This is a genomic window from Streptosporangium subroseum, from assembly GCF_900188345.1.
Classification (GTDB): Bacteria; Actinomycetota; Actinomycetes; order Streptosporangiales; family Streptosporangiaceae; genus Streptosporangium; species Streptosporangium subroseum.
Genome location: NZ_FZOD01000054.1, coordinates 39,380 through 56,282, shown reverse-complemented (window position 1 = coordinate 56,282; position 16,903 = coordinate 39,380). Strand labels below are relative to the sequence as shown.

Below are 16,903 nucleotides of genomic sequence, written 5' to 3'. Positions count from 1 at the left end.
CCATACAAAGACGGCGACCCGTTCTTGGCGGCGATCGCGTAGGCCTCTCGCCGGAGATGTCAGAACAATGGGCATCAAGCATCGGCTAAGGGAGACACAAGATGGCAAACGCTTCTTCGGTAGCCGGCAGGCCCGCCGTACTGTCCGATCTCATCCCGGGTTCCCGTGTCCGCGACCTCGCGCTCGTGGTCGGCGGCGCTGGCCTGACCGGTCTGGCCGCGCAGCTCACCTTCCCCATGTGGCCTGTTCCGTTCACCGGTCAGACCTTCGCGGTGGTGCTGGTCAGCGCGGCCCTCGGGATGAACCGTGCGGTGCTGAGCATGGTGCTCTACATGCTTGTCGGCATCGCGGGCGTCCCGTGGTTCGCGGAGGGCGCCTCGGGCTTCGGCGGTGCCACCTTCGGCTACATCATCGGCTTCATCGCCGCGGCCGCCCTGGTCGGCAAGCTCGCCGAGCACGGCGGCGACCGCACCGTCCTGCGCACGACCGGCACGATGATCCTCGGCAACCTGGTCATCTACGCCTTCGGCCTGCCGGTCCTCATCGCCGTCACCGGCCTGGACCTGGGCGGCGCGCTGGCCGCGGGCGTGACTCCCTTCCTCATCGGCGACGCGCTCAAGATCGCGGTTGCGGCCGGCCTGCTCCCGGCGGCGTGGAAGCTCTCCCGCCGTTGACCGTCCGATCCGCCTGACCTCCTTGGGCAGACGTCGCCCGGAGGCTCCCCCCGGAGGAGACGTAAAACGCCCGTGAAGATCGGGTAGGACCGGCGGGCGACCGCCGGCACCGCTCGGTGAACCGGGAACGGGGAAAGAGGATCACCGAGGTTCTCCGGACGGCATCCTCGGAAGAACGCGGCGATACGGCCTGCCCACCCTGGATCGGGAGGCGCAGGCCGTACATTCGTCCTATGGGTGTGATCGAAGAGGGTGCCAAGAAGTCGAGCGTCCTTTGGCTCTCACTGGACCGGCCCCGGCTGGCCTGGCACACGTGGCACGACGGCGCGATCTACCTGGTCACCGGCGGCGGCGAGCAGTCACTGCCGGGGCTGGCCGAGACGGACCAGGTCCAGGTGACGCTGCGCAGCAAGGACAACGGGGGGCAGCTGGTGGCCTTCGACGCCTCCGTCGAGGTGGTGAACCAGGCCGAGGCCGCCGAGGCGGTGGCCGCGCTCGCCAAGGAGCGGCTCAACGCCGCCGACGGCGCGAGGCTGGCGGAGCGCTGGGCCACCCGCTCCCAGGTGGTACGGCTCACGCCCCGCGAGGCGGCCCCCTGACCTCGGGACACGGGCCTCACGCTCCCCGCGTACAGGAACGGGTCCTCACGCCACGCGAGGCGGCTCCCCGCCGAGTGGGGGGCTCATGCCGCCATGACCTCTCCGGTACGGCTCACGCCACGCCGACCGGCTCCCTGACCTCGGGCACGGGCAGGCTCGCCGTCGCCCGCTGGGCCAGGTAGGCGCCGAACAGGACGATGAGGCCGCCCACGATCTGGAAGGGCCCGAGGGCCTCGCCCACCAGGACCCAGGCGATCACCGCTCCGGCGACGACCTCGACCGAGGCGACCGTCGAGCCGATGGCGGCCGACAGGCGGCGGACCGCGGTGACGCCGAGGATGTAGGCGGCGACCGTGGCGATCACGATCATCCAGATCACGGCCGCCAGCGCGGGCAGCAGGTAGCCGCCCTCCGGCGCCACGGTCCGGGTGAACGCCTCCCAGGGGATGTTCCACGGCTGGGAGATCGGCAGGAGCACCAGGGCCGAGCCCAGCAGGCCCCAGCCGATCAGGCCGAGCGGATCGACGTCGTCACCGAAGCCGTCGCTGAGCAGGAAGTATCCGGCGCAGCACAGTGCGGCGCAGAGGGCGAGCAGCAGTCCCACCGGGTCCAGGCTCAACCCCGACCAGATCTCCACCACGATGCCGAGCCCGATCACCGCGACCACGGCGCCGATGAAGGCCGCGCGCGGCAGCCGTACCCGCCGGACGAAACGTACCCAGAGCACGACCAGGACCGGCGAGGTGTACTCGATCAGCAGGGTGACGCCCACGGGCAGCCGGGTGATCGCCGCGAAGAACAGCGCCTGCACCCCGGCCACCGCGATCACCGCGTAGGCCGCGAAGAACAGCAGCCGCGATCGCGGGATGCGCAGGGCCCTGGGCTTGACGAACGCGAGGACGCCGACGAGCAGCAGCCCGGCCCCGGCCATCCGGACCCAGACGGACTCCAGCGGGGCCAGCCCCGCGGCGCCCAGATATTTGGCCATGGGTCCGGAAAAGGCGAAGAACCCGGCTGACGCGAAGGCGATCGGCAATCCGGCACGTCTCATAGCCACCATCCCCGTAATTACCGTCAAATGCATTTGATGCTGTCATGTCGCGATATATACGGGCAAGGGGACGTCCGAAATGTGAGCGTGGGAGCGTGGCTTGGCCGGAGCATCGGACACGCGGCCTACGCTTCGGATGTGCAGATCTTCATTGCCCGCCTCGCCGGCACCCCGGTCTTCGACCCGGCCGGTGACCAGATCGGCCGCGTGCGCGACGTCGTGGTGTCCATCGCCGGCACCACGTCCCCGCGCGTGCACGGCCTGGTCGTCGAGGTGCAGCCCCGGCGGCGGGTCTTCCTGCCGATCACCCGGGTGCGGTCGATCGAGGCCGGGTCGGTCGTCTTCAGCGGCCGGATCAACATGCGCCGGTTCGAGCAGCGGACGACGGAGACCCTGGCCATCGGCGAGATGCTCGACCTCAGCGTGGAGATCGGCGGCAAGCCGATGACGGTCCTGGACCTCGCCATGGAGGAGACCAAGCGCGCCGAGTGGCTGATCACCAAGGTGGCGCTGGTCAAGGGCGCCTCCGGTCTGGGACTGCGACGGCGTGGCACGCCCAGGATCGTGGACTGGGCCGAGGTCCGCGGCTTCGGCGCCGTGCAGCAGGACCAGGGCGCCGCGAACCTGCTGGTCACCTTCGAGGCGATGCGCGCCGCCGACCTGGCCGGCGCCCTGCACGCGCTGCCGGACAAACGGCGGGCCGAGGTGGCCGCGGCCCTCGACGACGTACGGCTCGCCGACGTGCTCGAGGAGCTCCCCGAGCGCGACCAGATCGGCATCCTGAGCTGGCTCGCCCCCGAGCGGGCCGCGGACGTGCTGGAGGAGATGGACCCCGACGACGCGGCCGACCTGCTGCAGGACCTCCCCGCCGAGCAGGCCGAGGCGCTGATGGCGCTGATGGAGCCCGAGGAGGCCGCGCCGATCCGGCGGCTGCTGATCTACCCCGAGAACACCGCGGGCGGCATGATGACCAACGAACCCGTGGTGCTCCCCCCGAACTCCACCGTCGCCGAGGCGCTGGCCCACATCCGCCAGCGGGGCATCACCCCCGCGGTGGCCGCGCAGGTCTACGTGGCCCGGCCGCCCGTCGAGACGCCCACCGGCCGCTTCCTCGGCCTGGCCCACTTCCAGCGAATGCTGCGCGAACCCCCCTCCACCCTGCTCGGCAGCATCCTGGACACCTCCCTCGACCCGATCAGGCCCGAGTTCACCCTGAACCAGGTGACCTTCTACCTGGCCACCTACAACCTGGTGGCGGTGCCCGTGGTGGACGAGGTCGGCCGCCTGGTCGGCGCCGTGACCGTGGACGACGTGCTCGACCACCTGCTCCCCGAGGACTGGCGAGAGCAGGACGACGTGTCGGGAGCCGAACGTGGCTGACCGGCTCGATCAGCCCAGGCAGCCGGGGCTGCGCCTTCGTCCGCACTACGATCCGGAGACCTTCGGGCGGCTCTCGGAGCGGATCGCCCGCTTCCTCGGCACCGCCAGGTTCCTGGTCTACATGACCGTCTTCGTCGCCGCCTGGGGCCTGTGGAACATCTTCGCGCCGGCGCCCTGGCGCTTCGACCCCTACCCGTTCATCTTCCTCACGCTGATGCTGTCGCTCCAGGCGTCCTACGCCGCGCCGCTGATCCTGCTCGCCCAGAACCGGCAGGACGACCGGGACAGGATCCAGGGTGAGTACGACCGCGGGGCCGCCGAACGGAACCAGGCCGACGTCGAGTATCTGACCCGGGAGATCGCCGCGCTGCGCATGGCGCTCGGCGAGGTGGCCACCCGCGACTACATCCGCTCGGAGCTGCAGCGCCTGCAGGAAGAGCTCCAGGGGGAGGGTCAGACGGCCCCCGGGCCCAGGGAGCCCCGCTGACCTCGGCCCCGCGTCCCCCGATCGGGGATCAGCAGGAGTCCTGGCCGGTGCAGGGGTCGGGAAAGAGTTTGTTCAGCATGGCCGCGCACTGGCGCAGTTCGTCGCCGTCGAGCACGTCCAGGAACTGGGCGCGGATGCCGCGCAGGTAGGTGGGGGCGGCCTCGGCCAGCCGCGCGGCGCCACCGTCGGTGAGAACCGCGAACAGGCCCCGCGCGTCGCTGGTGCAGGCCTCCCGCTCGACCAGGCCGTCCCGCTGGAGGCGGTCGATGAGGCGGGTCAGGCCGCTGCGCGACAGGAGCACCCGGTCGGCCAGGTCGTTCATCCTCAGTCGCCGGCCCGGCGACTCCGACAGCTGCAGGAGCACGTCGTAGGAGGCGAGGGCCAGGTCGTGCTCGACCAGCAGATCGGCCTCCAGTGCCCGGGTGATACGGACCTGGGCTCGCTGAAGCATGCGCCAGACCTCCAGCTCCTCCGAGCTGATGGCCTCCCTTGACTCGCCTGCTGTGATGGTCACGGAGTAACCTTAGAACGTTGTACGCGCATCTACACAGTGAATTGTCCGGATTTGACAGTCACAGCCGGATCCGGAATTCCTGCCAGCGCCCCTGGGTTGACATCAGTTGACACCAAGGGGACATGACATTTCTCCGCTCCTCCGGGAGCGGCTTCTCGTCAAGCAAATGGGCGTCACGACGGACAAGCCCTGCCCGTAGACCGTCTGAACGACAAAAGACAAGGAGGGACGGCATCCCCCGTCGCCTCAGGGTGGCGGTGCATTGCCGACACTTCGATGGCACCTACCCCGGAACTGGTGATGGCCGCTCTCGCGACCGTCAACGACCCTGAGATCCGTCGGCCGATCACCGAACTCGACATGGTCAAGAGCGTCGACATCTCCCCCGAGGGGGCGGTGCGCGTCGCGATCTTCCTTACGGTGTCGGGCTGCCCCATGAAGGACACCATCACCCGCGACGTCACCGGCGCGGTCTCCAAGGTCGGCGGAGTCACCGGCGTCTCGGTGGAGATGGACGTCATGAGTCAGGAGCAGCGTAAGACGCTCCAGACGAAGCTGCGCGGCAACAAGGGACCCGAGAAGGAGATCCCCTTCTCCCAGCCCGGCTCGCTGACCCGCGTCTTCGCGGTGGCTTCCGGCAAGGGCGGTGTCGGCAAGTCGTCCGTCACCGTCAACCTGGCCGCCGCGATGGCCATGAACGGGCTCAAGGTCGGCGTCGTCGACGCCGACATCTACGGCCACAGCATCCCTCGCATGCTCGGCGTCTCCGAACGCCCGGTCAAGGTCGAGGACATGATCATGCCGCCGGTGGCGCATGACATCAAGGTCATCTCGGTCGGCATGTTCAAGCCGGAGGGCAACACCCCGGTCGTGTGGCGCGGTCCGATGCTGGACCGGGCCCTGCACCAGTTTCTCGCCGACGTCTACTGGGGCGACCTCGACGTCCTGCTGATGGACCTGCCGCCCGGCACCGGCGACATCGCGATCTCCGTGGCGCAGCGCATGCCGTCGGCGGAGCTCCTCGTGGTGACCACCCCGCAGCAGGCCGCCGCCGAGGTGGCCGAGCGCGCGGGGTCGATCGCCGTGCAGACCCACCAGCAGATCGCCGGTGTCATCGAGAACATGTCATGGCTGCCCTGCCCGCACTGTGACGAGCGGATCTCGGTCTTCGGCGAGGGCGGCGGCCAGACCGTGGCCGACGCGCTCACCCGCACCCTCGGCGCCCGCGTGCCGTTGCTCGGCCAGGTGCCGATCGACATGCGCCTGCGCGAGGGGGGCGACGAGGGCAAGCCGCTCGTCATCACCGACCCGGACGCCCCGGCGGCGCTCGAACTGAACCGCATCGCCGCCGGTCTCAGCAAGAAGTCGGGCAGCCTCAAGGGCCTCCAGCTCGGCATCTCCCCCACCAGGGGTCGCTAGGCCACCCGCCCCGGCAAACAGCACAGAAAGCAACGCGGGCGCCCACCTTTGGCAAGGGGGCGCCCGCGTTGCTTTCTCATATGGGGCCGTACGGGGCGCGCAGGGCATGCACAGAGCGCCGCAGGGCACATAAAGGACAAAGGGTACGAATGGGTGCCTACGGGCCCTTACGGGCGCGTACGAGGCTCGGCGTCAGGTCACACCTGAGCGGACGGGATTCGGGCGGGCGTCTCTCCCGGCCTACGTCGCCTCCGAGTCGTACGGGGGGATCTGCCCGTAGTCCAGCCCATCGGCCGCGTCGGCGGGGGCGGGCACGGGGGCGGGCGTCGCGGTGGAGGTGGCGTTCCAGTCGTCCTCAAGGTCACCGAGCAGGTGCTTACGGACGAAGTTCTTCGGATTGAGGTCCGCCGGGTCGAAGTTGGAGAACTCCGGGCCCAGACCCGCCTGCAGATCGTCCCGCGCGTTGTTGGCCATCCGGCGCAGGTTGCGCAGCGTCTTGCCCGCCTGGGAGGCAGCCTGTGGCAGTTTCTCCGGGCCGAAGACAAGCAGGGCGATGACCACCAGCGCCACGATCTCAAGCCAACCGAGTCCGAACACGGCGATCTCCTACCGGGACAATGCCAGGGGCGTCTTCTCCGGGACATACACCAGAGAACTTTCAGACTAATACCCGCAAGCCTAAGCATGCGCCCCCGTGCGCCCCACACCGGAGCCCTCCGGTGTGGGGCGCACGGGCGACGTCACTCAAGAAGGCTGCGGTGTGGGCACGACGGGCGCGGCACCGACGGTCACGGTGGCCGTCTTCTCCTGGCCTCCGCGCTGGTACTTGACCGTCAGCTTCTCGCCCGGGGCCTTGTTCCGGATCAGCGCGATCAGTTCGTTGCCGTCCTGCAGCACGACGCCGTCGATCTCCAGGATGACGTCGCCGGGCTTGAGACCCGCCTGGGCGGCGGGGCCGTTCGGCTCGATCGGCTGGATGCCCTGCTTGGACTCGGACGCGATCTTCACGCCGGAGCCCTCGAAGGTCGAGTCGATGGTGACGCCGATCCGCGACTTCTTGGCCGAACCGGTGGCGATCAGCTCCTGGGCGACCCGGCGCGCGTGGTTCACCGGGATGGCGAATCCGAGCCCGATGCTGCCGCTCTGGCCGCCGACCGACCTGCCGAGGGTGGCGATCGCCGAGTTGACGCCGATGACCTCGCCGTTGGTGTTGACCAGCGGCCCCCCGGAGTTACCCGGGTTGATGGCCGCGTCGGTCTGGACGGCGCTGAGCCACGTGGTGTCGGAGCTGTTCTCCTCGCCCGCCTGGACGGGGCGGTTGAGCGAGCTGACGATGCCGGAGGTGACGGTGCCGGTCAGGCCGAGCGGGGATCCGATGGCGATGACCGGGTCGCCCACGACCACGTTGTCAGAGTTGCCAAGGGTGATCTCCGGGGCGCCGAAGGTCTCCTCGGGCTTGACCACGGCCAGGTCGGACTCGGGGTCGACGCCGACGACCCTGCCGGGGGTGCTCTTGCGGTTGTTGAACTGGATCTGGATCTGGCTCTGGCCGCCCGCCGTGGCCCCGGCGACCACGTGGTTGTTGGTCACCACGTAGCCCCCCTTGATCACGAAGCCGGAGCCGGTGGCCGCGCTGGTCCCGCCCTCGACCGTCAGGGAGACCACGCTGGGCAGGACCTTCGCGGCCACGCCCGCGATCGACTCGGGAGGCCGGACGTTGGAGCCGCTCGGCGCCTTTCCCAGATCGAAGGAGGGATCGTGGCTCGAACTCGCCGGGCGGGTGAGGAAGTAGGTCCCGAAGCTCCCCAGCGTCGAGGCCAGAAGTGCGATCACCAGGGCGAGGACGACCATCGTGCCCGTGCGCGGCCCGCGACGGGCGGGAGGCGCGGCGCCCCCGAAGCCTCCGGGACCGCCGGCGCCGGGAGGCGGCGCCCAGCCCGGGCCCATGCCGAACGCCTGTGACGGCGGGGGCGGAGGAACGCCGGGGGAGGTGAAGATCGTCGTTTCCTGCCGGGCTCTGCCGGACGGATCGCCCCAGCCGTCCTCGGCGGGATAGGCGCCCTGGCCGGTCTGGCCGGTCTGGCCGCCTTCACCGAACAGGGAGCCCCGGTCGTCATACCGGAGCTGCTCGGGGTAGCCCTGCTGCCCTGAATGCTGTCCGGCCTGCTGATTTTGCTGACCGTAACCCGGCGGGCCGCCCAGCTGGCTCCAGCCGTCGTCTCGGGGCGGCTCACCGTGGAAAGGCGCCTCGCCCGCGGGCAGGAACTCCGGGCGGGAGAACTCCGGGGCCGCGCCTCTGTCGTCGGTGAAGTCCGACGGCGTACGCCCCTCAGCACCATGCGCCTTGTGGGTACCAGCGTCGTCGGTCATCGAATACTCACTACTCCTTGCCTCGTATGAGGCCGCTCACCGAGTCAACCCGGCAATCTTCCCCTGAACGGCATACGAGAGATGTAAAGCGCGCTTTATCCGAAGGGATTGACCCAGGACAGCAGACGACTCGCACCTCGGCCGAGCCGTGTCCAGAGATCGGGCACGGGCTCGTGAGGCAACGCCGCGACGGCGGCGTCGACCATGTCGGCCGGAGCGTCCGCGAAGACGGTGTAGACATGACCCCCACTCGCCCAAATCGTCTCCTGCCCGGCTGAGTCCCGGATCCAGATCGTATGCCCACTGCGCTGCTCCGCATGCCACCCCTGGAGACGTTCCTCGTCAAGCACACCAGACTGGATGAAAACCGATACAACGGACAATCCATCCGAATATCCCAGATATAAGTACCCAGGAGAAGTGTTGTGCGCGGCGAACAGCTCAAGGCGGCCGGGCAGGGCACGGGGGAAATGCCAGCCTCCGGCGAACAGCCGGGGAACCTCGGTCAGGGAGAAACCGCCGGTGGTCATCACCGGAACGGCGCCCTTCCGCGCCGGATCGAGGGTCAGATCGACGAAGGCGCCGGCGTGGACGACCTTGCCGTGGCCGTCGAGGAGCTCGCGGCGGAGCACCAGCCCCCCGGCCTCGTCGAGCCAGTAGCGGGCGGCGACCGTACCGTCCCGGCGCAGGACGTTCGCGAGGCGGGCCGGGCGGCCACAGGCGTGGCCCCTGCCCGCGGCCACGACCCGGTAATTTCTGGCCAGGACCTCCAGCATGAACTCGGAGGGGCTGGTCATGCCGCCCGCGGGGGTGCCGGGATCCGCCATCTGGACGGGGTCCGACGGGCGGGAGTGCATCATCAGCCCGCGCCCCGGAACATTCCGGACCTCAAGCACCGAGGAGACGGCGCCTGAGCGGCCCCAGGTGGTGACGTACTGCGTCCCGGAGTATCCACGGGTCCGGCCCGCGATCGCCGCCTCACGGAGCAGGTGGAGGCCGGTGTCCTCGCTTTCGGCCTCGTCCGGCGGGGCGGCGTGCGCCGGAGTGCCCACCACCAGTCCCAGCAGCATGACTGCCGCCAGAAACACGGTGACGGGCAGCCGGATCACGGAGTGGGCGAGAGGGTCGGCTGCGCCGACCCGCCGAAGGGCGCGGTGTTTCCGTGCTGGTTGGCGAACATGTCGATCGGCGGCACGACGCGCGGATTGGGATTGGCCCCGCCCACGACGAACAGCGTGCCGATCGCCACGGCCGCGGAGGCGACGCCCACCGCGACGTAACCGGCCCTTCTCGAACGGCGGGGGCCTCCGGCGCGGCCGCGCGGCCGGTTGTCCGGGGGCGCGACGCTGTGCATGCTCGGGATCGGGGCCCCGGCGAAGGTCCGTGGGGCCGGAAAGGGCCGCTCACGCGGCGGTATCGGCCCCCCAGGCTCGGACATCCGCAGCAGCGACATGGTCAGGTCCGCCGGCATGGCGGGCCCGTCGAGGGACCTCAGCCGGCTCTTCAGCGCCCGTACGGCGTCGACCTCGGCCCGGCAGTCCGCGCAGAAGGTCAGATGTGACAGGGCACGGTCGCGCTCGTGGTGGTTCAGCTCACCGTCGACCAGTGCCGAAACACGCTCTCCAAGGTGACTCATGTTCACTCCTTGCCAAGTGGCTTGTCGTGACATTCGTCATGACTGTGGTTTCTCATGCGAACTCCTCCCCGTGAGCAACGTTCGGGGGGAGCCGGTCGTTGCGCGGCGCGCGGTGATCCAGCGCCTCGCGCAACTGTGCCCGGCCGCGATGGATGCGGCTGCGGACCGTGCCGAGCTTCACACCCAGCGTGGCCGCGATCTCCTCGTAGGACAGTCCCTCGATGTCGCACAGAACGACAGCCGCGCGGAACTCGGGCGCGAGCGCGTCGAGTGCCGCCTGGATGTCGGGCTCCAGGTGCGTGTCGTCATACACCTGAGCGGGGGACGGCTCTCGCCCGCGCAGCCGTTCGGCGGCGTCGTCGGCGAGTCCCTCGAACCTGATGCGCTGCTTGCGCCGGGCGGTGTCGAGGAACAGGTTGGTGGTGATGCGATGCAGCCAGCCCTCGAAAGTGCCTGGCGTGTAGTTCGACAAAGATCTGAAAACCCGGACGAAGACTTCCTGAGTGAGATCCTCGGCATCGTGCACGTTGCCGGTCAGCCGATAGGCCAGCCGATATACGCGCGCAGAATGCGTCCGGACCACCTCTTCCCACGTGGGGGGTGTCCAGTCAGACACGGGAGCATCGGCCTGGTGGTCGGACTCCTCCACCAGCACTCCTCTCTCCGGGACCACCGCTATCGCCATAGTGCCTGGTTTCGTCCCTTCGTGCGCACTCACTACCTTCAGGACCGGCAAAGGCCGCTTAAACCGTGCAACGCACCGGGCGCGACATGAGTTCCCGATCGGGCCTGCCTCCCTTAGGCTGCGACCCAGTGCCTATATGACTGTGTACGGAGAAAGCGGGAGGAGAGGCCGATGGCTGAGGCGCCGACAAGTCCGTTGGAGGCCACTCTGGCCTATGCGGAGGAGTTCCACACGGAAGACGAGATCCTGCAGGCCGCGCGGCAGCACGGTGTGCAGGTGGGGGCGCGCCCGATCCTGCCCGGAGGCGGCGCCGCCCTCTGCTTCCTCGCCACCGCCATCAACGCCCGTGCCGTCGTCGAGATCGGCACCGGCTGCGGCGTGTCCGGTCTGTGGCTGCTCCGCGGCATGCGCCAGGATGGCACGCTCACCAGCGTGGACGTGGAGCCCGAGCACCAACGCCTGGCCCGGCAGAGTTTCGCTCAGGCCGGTTTCTCCGGCGGCCGGATCCGGCTGATCACCGGCCGTGCCCTCGATGTGCTCCCCCGCCTGTCCGACGGGGGCTACGACCTGGTCTTCTGCGACGGCGCCACGCAGGAGTACGCCGACTATCTCGCGGAGTCCGTCCGGCTGCTGCGCGTCGGCGGCATCGTCGTCTTCGACAACGCCCTGTGGCACAACAGGGTCGCCGATCCGGCCCAGCGCGACCCGGACACCGTCGCCGTGAGGGAGCTGGGCAAGCTGTTCCGTTCGGACGAACGGCTCCGCCCCCTGATGATCCCCCTCGGCGACGGCATCCTGGCCGCCATCAAACTCTCGGACTAGCGCTCTCGCGGCTTACGGCGGGAAACCCGGGCCGTGGGACGCGAACCGGTAACCCATCGACCCCACGGGCCGCGCTCCGCGGCCCGTGGGGGTTCTCACCGTGCGGACAGCCATTCGAGCAGCAGGCGCACGCCGTACCCGGTGGCGCCCTTGCTGAGGATGCCCTCGTCGGCACCGCTACGGCCGACGCCCGCGATGTCCAGGTGCGCCCAGGGCCGCTTGCCGGTGAACTCGCGCAGGAACAGCGCCGCGGTGATGGAGCCCGCGCCGTAGGTCGATCCGATCTCGATGTTGGACAGGTCGGCCACGCTGGAGTCGAGACCCGGGACGTAGTCGTCGATCAGCGGCATCCGCCAGAGCCGCTCACCGCTGCTCTCGCCCGCGTCGATCAGCTCGGAGGCCAGCTCCTCGTCCGAGGCGAAGATCGCGCCGAGGCCCTGGCCCAGGGCGATGCCGATCGCTCCGGTCAGCGTGGCGATGTCGATCATGAGGTCGGGGTCCAGCTCCGCGTCGGCGTAGGCCAGCGCGTCGGCCATCACCAGGCGGCCCTCGGCGTCGGTGTTGAGCACCTCGACGGTCCGCCCGCCGTACTGCGTGATCACGTCTGAGGGGCGCTGGGCCGTGCCGGAGAAGGAGTTCTCGGCGGCGGCGATGAGACCGGTGACCCGGACCCGCACACCGAGGGAGGCCAGCGCGCCCAGAACCGCGATGACAACCGCGCCCCCGGCCATGTCGGTCTTCATGAACTTCATGCCCGCGGTCGGCTTGAGCGACAGACCGCCGGAGTCGTAGGTGATGCCCTTGCCGACCAGGACCACGTGCTCGGTCGCGCCCTCCGGCTCGTAGGAGAGCTGGATCAGCCTCGGCGGGCTCACCGAGCCCTGGCCGACGGCGACGATGCCGCCGAACCCGCCGGACCGCAGCTCCTCCTCGTCCCACACCCTCGCGGTGACGCCCTGTTCCAGGGCGCGCTCGGCGAGCCAGGCGGGGTTCTTCACCGAGGAGGGCGTGTTGGCCAGGTCCCTGGCGAGCGCGACGGCCTCGGCGATCAGCTTGCCCTTGGCCACCTCCGCCTCGGCTCCCTCGCCGACGAACTCGATCATCGCCACCGAGGTGGACTTCTTCTCGCCCATCCGGAAGGCGTAGGTGGCCAGCAGCGCGCCCTCCACGAACGCGGCCACCGGCCCCTCGGGCAGCACGATCCTGATCGTGTCCTTGCCCTTGCCGCGCCGGGCCACCGCCGCACCGGCCTTGCGCAGGTCCGCGGCCGAGCCGTCCCCGACCCCGTAGAGCAGCACCCGGCCCACGGCGTCGCCGTTGGCGACGGGAACCTCGATGATCTCTCCGGCCTCGCCCTTGGCCTGGTAATGGTCCAGCAGAGCCGCCGAGGGCACCGGCAGCTCGACGGCGGGAGCGGCGTCCGCCGCGAAGGGGACCGCGAACAGCTCCGCGTCCTTCGCGATCGAGGTCTCCGTGACCTCTCCGCTCGACGAGGGGGCCGGATCGCCGCCCTCCGCAGGGGTCGCGGCGGACAGTCCGTGTCCGTAGATCGTGTGAGGTAGTAGCTGGTAGGGCGAGAGGGGCATGGGTTGACTCCAGTCATCGGCTCATGGGCCGGGGAAACGCCGCGGCCCTGGCGCGAGCCACCGTGAGGTAGTCCGACGGCCAGGGCCGTGTTGATCATCGGTTGCGGTCACGCGGGTCATCGCAGGTGTCATGCTCCCCGAGCAAGCTCAAATAGGACCCGGCTTCACCGCTTGTTCTCAGATCGGGATCAGCCGACGATCTTCTTCAGTTCCTCACCAAGGGCATTGGCCTCGTCTGCCGAGAGCTCGACGACAAGGCGGCCGCCACCCTCCAGAGGAACCCGCATGACGATACCCCTGCCTTCTTTGACGACCTCCAGCGGACCATCACCGGTCCTCGGCTTCATAGCCGCCATGCGTGTATCCCTTCCTGCATCGGTCTACGGATCTCCGACTGACCCGAGGGTGGCCGACGCATTCACGTCTTCTGTGATGTCCTATTATCCCGCCTCCGCGCGGAGAATGGGAACGATCAGTCTCAGCATCGGCTCATCCGGCAATCAAGACCGTTGTCCGGGACCCCTTCCGGCGACCAAACTTGTCATCGTGAACGCCCGCGCCGCTCTGTTCGATCTGTACGGGGACCACTTGCGGTCCCGAGGCGGCCGCGCGTCCGTGGCCGCCCTCGTCCGTCTGCTCGCACCGTTGGGTATCGCCGCCCCCGCCGTACGCACCGCCGTCTCGCGGATGGTGCGGCAGGGCTGGCTGGTCCCGGCCCGACTGTCCCAGGGGCCCGGCTACGAGGCCACCTCCAAATGCGTGCGCCGCCTCGACGAGGCGGCGCTGAGAATTTACCGAGTTGGGACGATCACCTGGACCGGCCGGTGGCACATGCTCGTGGTGGAACCTGTGCGCGAACGGTCCAAGCGGGAGCGGCTCAGAGCCGACCTGTCGTTTCTCGGGTACGCCCCGCTCTCGGAGACCACGTGGATCGGCCCGCGTCCGTCCGCCGAGCTCGACCCGATCCTCAACGGCGAGAGCATCCGCGCCGATCGGTTCGAGGCGGTGCTCGACGGCGATCCCCGGACGCTCGTCGCCAGAACCTGGGATCTGGACGGCATCGGGTCGGCCTACGAGGAGTGGCTGGTCCAGGCGACGAACCTGGTCGACGGGCTGCCGCGGGACGCCGCCGCCGCCCAGGTGTTCGCCGCCCGGAGCAGGTTGCTGCACGGCTGGCGCAACTTCCTGTTCCGCGATCCCGGGCTCCCCTCCGAGCTCCTGCCGCCGGGCTGGCCGGGGGAGAAGGCCAGGCTCTACTTCGAGCGGGAGGCCGCCCGTCTGCTCCCCGCCGCCGCCGCGTTCGTCGACCGCAACCTGACCAAACCGTAGTCGCGCCAATAACCCGGAAAAACCAGGAAAACCCGAAAAATTGGGCAAGCCAGAGACCAGGAAACCCGGCAACCGGGAAGACAGGCGGCCAGGCAACCCGCCGGCCACAGCCGCAACCGTAGAAGCCATAGCCGCAGAAGGAGCTTCCGTTGGACGACGTTCTCTACTCGGTCGACGACGCCGTCGCCACCGTCACCCTCAACCGGCCCGAGGCGATGAACTCGCTGACCACGCAGGCCAAGGCCGATCTGCTGGAGGCGCTGACCACGGCCTCACAGGCCTACGCCGTACGGGCGGTGCTGCTGACCGGATCGGGGCGGGCGTTCTGCGCCGGCCAGGACCTGAACGAGCACGCGGCCAACCTGGAGGCGGGCCGAGGTCTGAACGACACCGTACGTGAGCACTACAACCCGATCGTCCGCACGATCACCGAGATGGGCAAGCCGGTCGTCGCGGCGGTGAACGGCGTCGCCGCGGGCGCGGGCGCCGCCCTGGCCTTCGCCTGCGACCTGCGGGTCGCGTCGGAGAAGGCCAAGTTCGCGATGGCCTTCGGCTCCATCGGGCTGGCCCCCGACTCCGGCTCGTCCTGGACCCTCCAGCGCCTGGTCGGCCTGGCGCGCGCGAGCGAGCTCCTGCTGCTCGGCGAGCCCCTCGACGCGGCGCGCGCGCTGGAGCTCGGGATCGTCTCCAGGGTCGTCCCCGCCGGCGAGCTGGGCGCCGCGGCACGCGAGCTGGCCGTACGGCTGGCACGGGGCCCGACAGGCGCCTACGCGGCGACCAAGCGGGCCCTGAACCACGCCGCGAGCAGCTCCCTGGCCGACGCCCTGGCCCTGGAGGCGGACCTCCAGGACGCCTGCGCCAAGACCGACGACCATCTGAACGCCACGCGCGCCTTCCTCGGCAAGGAGCGCCCCGTCTTCGAAGGTCGCTGACAGGCGTCATCGGCGCGGGCGAAGGCGGGGTTGCGAAGGCGAAGTCAGGTCACCCGCGCGGGCGGAAGCGGGGCTAGAGGGCCTCGCGCGTCCAGCAGTCCGCCAGGTGATCGTTGACCAGGCCGATGGCCTGCATCAGCGAGTAGACGGTGATCGGGCCGACAAAACGGAAGCCGTGGGACTTGAGCTCCTTGGCGAGCGCCTTGGAGGCCGGGGTCTGCGCGGGCATGTCCGCGAGGGTCTTGGGCGCGGGAGAGCTCGGATCCGCGTAGCGCCAGACGAGATCGGACAGCTCGACGTCGAGGGCCGCCCTCGCGTTGGCCACCGCGGCCTCGATCTTGGCGCGGTTGCGGATGATGCCGGCGTCGCCGAGCAGGCGGTCCACGTCGGCCTGACCGAACGCGGCGACGGCCGGGATGGAAAAGCCCGCGAAGGCCGCCCGGAAGTTCTCCCGCTTGCGCAGGATCGTGATCCACGAGAGACCCGACTGGAAGGCCTCCAGGGTGAGCCGCTCGAACACCCGGTCGTCGCCCGTGACCGGACGGCCCCACTCCTCGTCGTGGTAGGCGATGTAGTCGGGCGCGGTGGTCGGCCAGCAGCGGACCCGCTCGGAAAGAATCAGCGCGGAAAGAATCGGCGCGGAAAGAATCGGCGCGGAAGAGATCGGCTCGGGCGAGATCGACGGGGAGACAGCCGGTTCGCTCACCGCGACTCCTCCTTTCCGAGGCGCTCGCCTGCCGTCCACGCGCCGAAGGAGCCCGCCGGCGCCTCGGACGGCGTCTCGGACGGCTCAGACGGCTCGGACGGCTCGGACGCGGATCCGTACGGCGACTCGGCCGGGGAAGGAGCCTCGGGCAAGGATCCGTACGACGACTCGGACGAAGAGGCCGGCTCGGAGCCGGACCGCGATTCGGACGAGGAAGACGACTCGGGCAACGACCCGTACGACGATTCGGGCGAGGAGGACGACTCGGGAGAGGACCCGTACCGCGACCCGGGCGGTTCGGGAAGCTCCTTCAGCTCGGCGAGCTCCTTGGGCTCCTCCGGCTCGTGCTCGGTGCGCGGGCCGTTCAGGGGGCTCGCGTGGACCTCCTGACGGGCCTGGAGCCTGCTGGAGAGCAGCTCCGACACCCGCTGCTCCAGCACGGCGATCCTGGTGTCACGCTCGCTCAGGGCGTTCGCGACCCGGTTCAGCGTCTCGTCCACACTCTGCGTGTGATAGCCGACGATGCTTACCGGGAGCTGAAGGGCCATGAAGTCGACGGCGCTGAGCTGCCCGGCGGCGGGCAGGTCAAGCGGCGGGACGTCCGGGGCGAACTCTGTCAGTTCACCGCCCCGGCCCATGGCGACCACCGTGACACCGGCGATGACGGTTACGGCAGCGAGAACGAGTACGACCAGCACATACGAATCGTGCCA

At 69.6% G+C, this 16,903-nt stretch carries 19 protein-coding genes; 8 read left to right on the top strand and 11 right to left on the bottom strand.

Going from position 1 to position 16,903, the window contains the following annotated elements; genetic code table 11:
- Window positions 1-101 precede the first annotated feature (101 nt).
- Window positions 102-674: a biotin transporter BioY gene (locus CHC08_RS35990; protein WP_089211855.1), complete on the top strand. Its 573-nt coding sequence runs from the start codon at window positions 102-104 to the stop codon at window positions 672-674.
- Between the two features lie 233 nt (window positions 675-907).
- Window positions 908-1,273 (top strand): hypothetical protein, encoded by a 366-nt coding sequence (locus CHC08_RS35985; RefSeq protein ID WP_089211854.1) that lies wholly within the window; start codon window positions 908-910, stop codon window positions 1,271-1,273.
- A gap of 112 nt (window positions 1,274-1,385) precedes the next feature.
- On the opposite strand, the gene CHC08_RS35980 is transcribed toward CHC08_RS35985, so the two are convergent.
- Window positions 1,386-2,324 carry an EamA family transporter gene (locus CHC08_RS35980; RefSeq protein WP_089211853.1) on the bottom strand — a complete coding sequence of 313 codons (939 nt, stop codon included), beginning with the start codon at window positions 2,322-2,324 and terminating at the stop codon, window positions 1,386-1,388.
- Window positions 2,325-2,462: 138 nt separating this feature from the next.
- On the opposite strand from CHC08_RS35980, the gene CHC08_RS35975 reads away from it, so the two are divergent.
- Both CHC08_RS35975 and CHC08_RS35970 read left to right on the top strand, forming a co-directional pair.
- Window positions 2,463-3,704, top strand: a complete 1,242-nt coding sequence (locus CHC08_RS35975; RefSeq protein ID WP_245878771.1) for a magnesium transporter MgtE N-terminal domain-containing protein — start codon at window positions 2,463-2,465, stop codon at window positions 3,702-3,704.
- Window positions 3,697-4,191 carry a DUF1003 domain-containing protein gene (locus CHC08_RS35970; protein ID WP_089211851.1) on the top strand — a complete coding sequence of 165 codons (495 nt, stop codon included), beginning with the start codon at window positions 3,697-3,699 and terminating at the stop codon, window positions 4,189-4,191. The genes CHC08_RS35975 and CHC08_RS35970 overlap by 8 nt, the downstream gene beginning before the upstream one ends.
- 28 nt (window positions 4,192-4,219) lie before the next feature.
- Here CHC08_RS35970 and CHC08_RS35965 read toward each other — a convergent pair whose 3' ends face one another.
- Window positions 4,220-4,705 carry a MarR family winged helix-turn-helix transcriptional regulator gene (locus CHC08_RS35965; RefSeq protein WP_089211850.1) on the bottom strand — a complete coding sequence of 162 codons (486 nt, stop codon included), beginning with the start codon at window positions 4,703-4,705 and terminating at the stop codon, window positions 4,220-4,222.
- Between the two features lie 276 nt (window positions 4,706-4,981).
- On the opposite strand from CHC08_RS35965, the gene CHC08_RS35960 reads away from it, so the two are divergent.
- Window positions 4,982-6,124 carry an Mrp/NBP35 family ATP-binding protein gene (locus CHC08_RS35960; RefSeq protein WP_089211849.1) on the top strand — a complete coding sequence of 381 codons (1,143 nt, stop codon included), beginning with the start codon at window positions 4,982-4,984 and terminating at the stop codon, window positions 6,122-6,124.
- A gap of 240 nt (window positions 6,125-6,364) precedes the next feature.
- Here the strand turns inward: CHC08_RS35960 and CHC08_RS35955 are convergent, their stop codons facing one another.
- The 5 genes from CHC08_RS35955 to sigE form a co-directional block, all read right to left on the bottom strand.
- Window positions 6,365-6,721, bottom strand: coding sequence for a sec-independent translocase (locus CHC08_RS35955; protein WP_089211848.1), 357 nt, complete (start codon window positions 6,719-6,721; stop codon window positions 6,365-6,367).
- Between the two features lie 147 nt (window positions 6,722-6,868).
- On the bottom strand, window positions 6,869-8,494 hold the full coding sequence (locus CHC08_RS35950; protein WP_089211847.1) for a S1C family serine protease: 1,626 nt from the start codon (window positions 8,492-8,494) through the stop codon (window positions 6,869-6,871).
- A 95-nt stretch (window positions 8,495-8,589) separates the two neighbouring features.
- On the bottom strand, window positions 8,590-9,603 hold the full coding sequence (locus tag CHC08_RS35945) for a sigma-E factor regulatory protein RseB domain-containing protein (RefSeq protein WP_089211846.1): 1,014 nt from the start codon (window positions 9,601-9,603) through the stop codon (window positions 8,590-8,592).
- Window positions 9,600-10,130 (bottom strand): anti-sigma factor family protein, encoded by a 531-nt coding sequence (locus CHC08_RS35940; protein ID WP_089211845.1) that lies wholly within the window; start codon window positions 10,128-10,130, stop codon window positions 9,600-9,602. Before CHC08_RS35940 ends, CHC08_RS35945 begins: the two co-directional genes overlap by 4 nt.
- 52 nt (window positions 10,131-10,182) lie before the next feature.
- Window positions 10,183-10,815: an RNA polymerase sigma factor SigE gene (gene sigE / locus CHC08_RS35935; protein ID WP_089211844.1), complete on the bottom strand. Its 633-nt coding sequence runs from the start codon at window positions 10,813-10,815 to the stop codon at window positions 10,183-10,185.
- A gap of 171 nt (window positions 10,816-10,986) precedes the next feature.
- On the opposite strand from sigE, the gene CHC08_RS35930 reads away from it, so the two are divergent.
- Window positions 10,987-11,637 carry an O-methyltransferase gene (locus CHC08_RS35930; protein WP_089211843.1) on the top strand — a complete coding sequence of 217 codons (651 nt, stop codon included), beginning with the start codon at window positions 10,987-10,989 and terminating at the stop codon, window positions 11,635-11,637.
- A gap of 95 nt (window positions 11,638-11,732) precedes the next feature.
- Here the strand turns inward: CHC08_RS35930 and CHC08_RS35925 are convergent, their stop codons facing one another.
- Together CHC08_RS35925 and CHC08_RS35920 are read right to left on the bottom strand one after the other, a co-directional pair.
- A complete protein-coding gene (locus CHC08_RS35925; RefSeq protein WP_089211842.1) occupies window positions 11,733-13,223 on the bottom strand; it encodes a leucyl aminopeptidase in 1,491 nt (496 codons plus the stop codon).
- Window positions 13,224-13,411: 188 nt separating this feature from the next.
- Complete coding sequence (locus CHC08_RS35920) at window positions 13,412-13,579, bottom strand: DUF3117 domain-containing protein (RefSeq protein ID WP_089211841.1); 168 nt, start codon at window positions 13,577-13,579, stop codon at window positions 13,412-13,414.
- A gap of 190 nt (window positions 13,580-13,769) precedes the next feature.
- Between CHC08_RS35920 and CHC08_RS35915 the strand changes: the two genes are divergently transcribed.
- Together CHC08_RS35915 and CHC08_RS35910 are read left to right on the top strand one after the other, a co-directional pair.
- Complete coding sequence (locus tag CHC08_RS35915) at window positions 13,770-14,552, top strand: PaaX family transcriptional regulator (protein WP_089211873.1); 783 nt, start codon at window positions 13,770-13,772, stop codon at window positions 14,550-14,552.
- 149 nt (window positions 14,553-14,701) lie between these two features.
- A complete protein-coding gene (locus CHC08_RS35910; protein WP_089211840.1) occupies window positions 14,702-15,484 on the top strand; it encodes an enoyl-CoA hydratase-related protein in 783 nt (260 codons plus the stop codon).
- Window positions 15,485-15,557: 73 nt separating this feature from the next.
- Here CHC08_RS35910 and CHC08_RS35905 read toward each other — a convergent pair whose 3' ends face one another.
- Together CHC08_RS35905 and CHC08_RS35900 are read right to left on the bottom strand one after the other, a co-directional pair.
- On the bottom strand, window positions 15,558-16,118 hold the full coding sequence (locus CHC08_RS35905; RefSeq protein ID WP_179282404.1) for a DNA-3-methyladenine glycosylase I: 561 nt from the start codon (window positions 16,116-16,118) through the stop codon (window positions 15,558-15,560).
- A gap of 68 nt (window positions 16,119-16,186) precedes the next feature.
- Window positions 16,187-16,888, bottom strand: coding sequence for a hypothetical protein (locus CHC08_RS35900; RefSeq protein ID WP_089211839.1), 702 nt, complete (start codon window positions 16,886-16,888; stop codon window positions 16,187-16,189).
- Window positions 16,889-16,903: the final 15 nt, after the last annotated feature.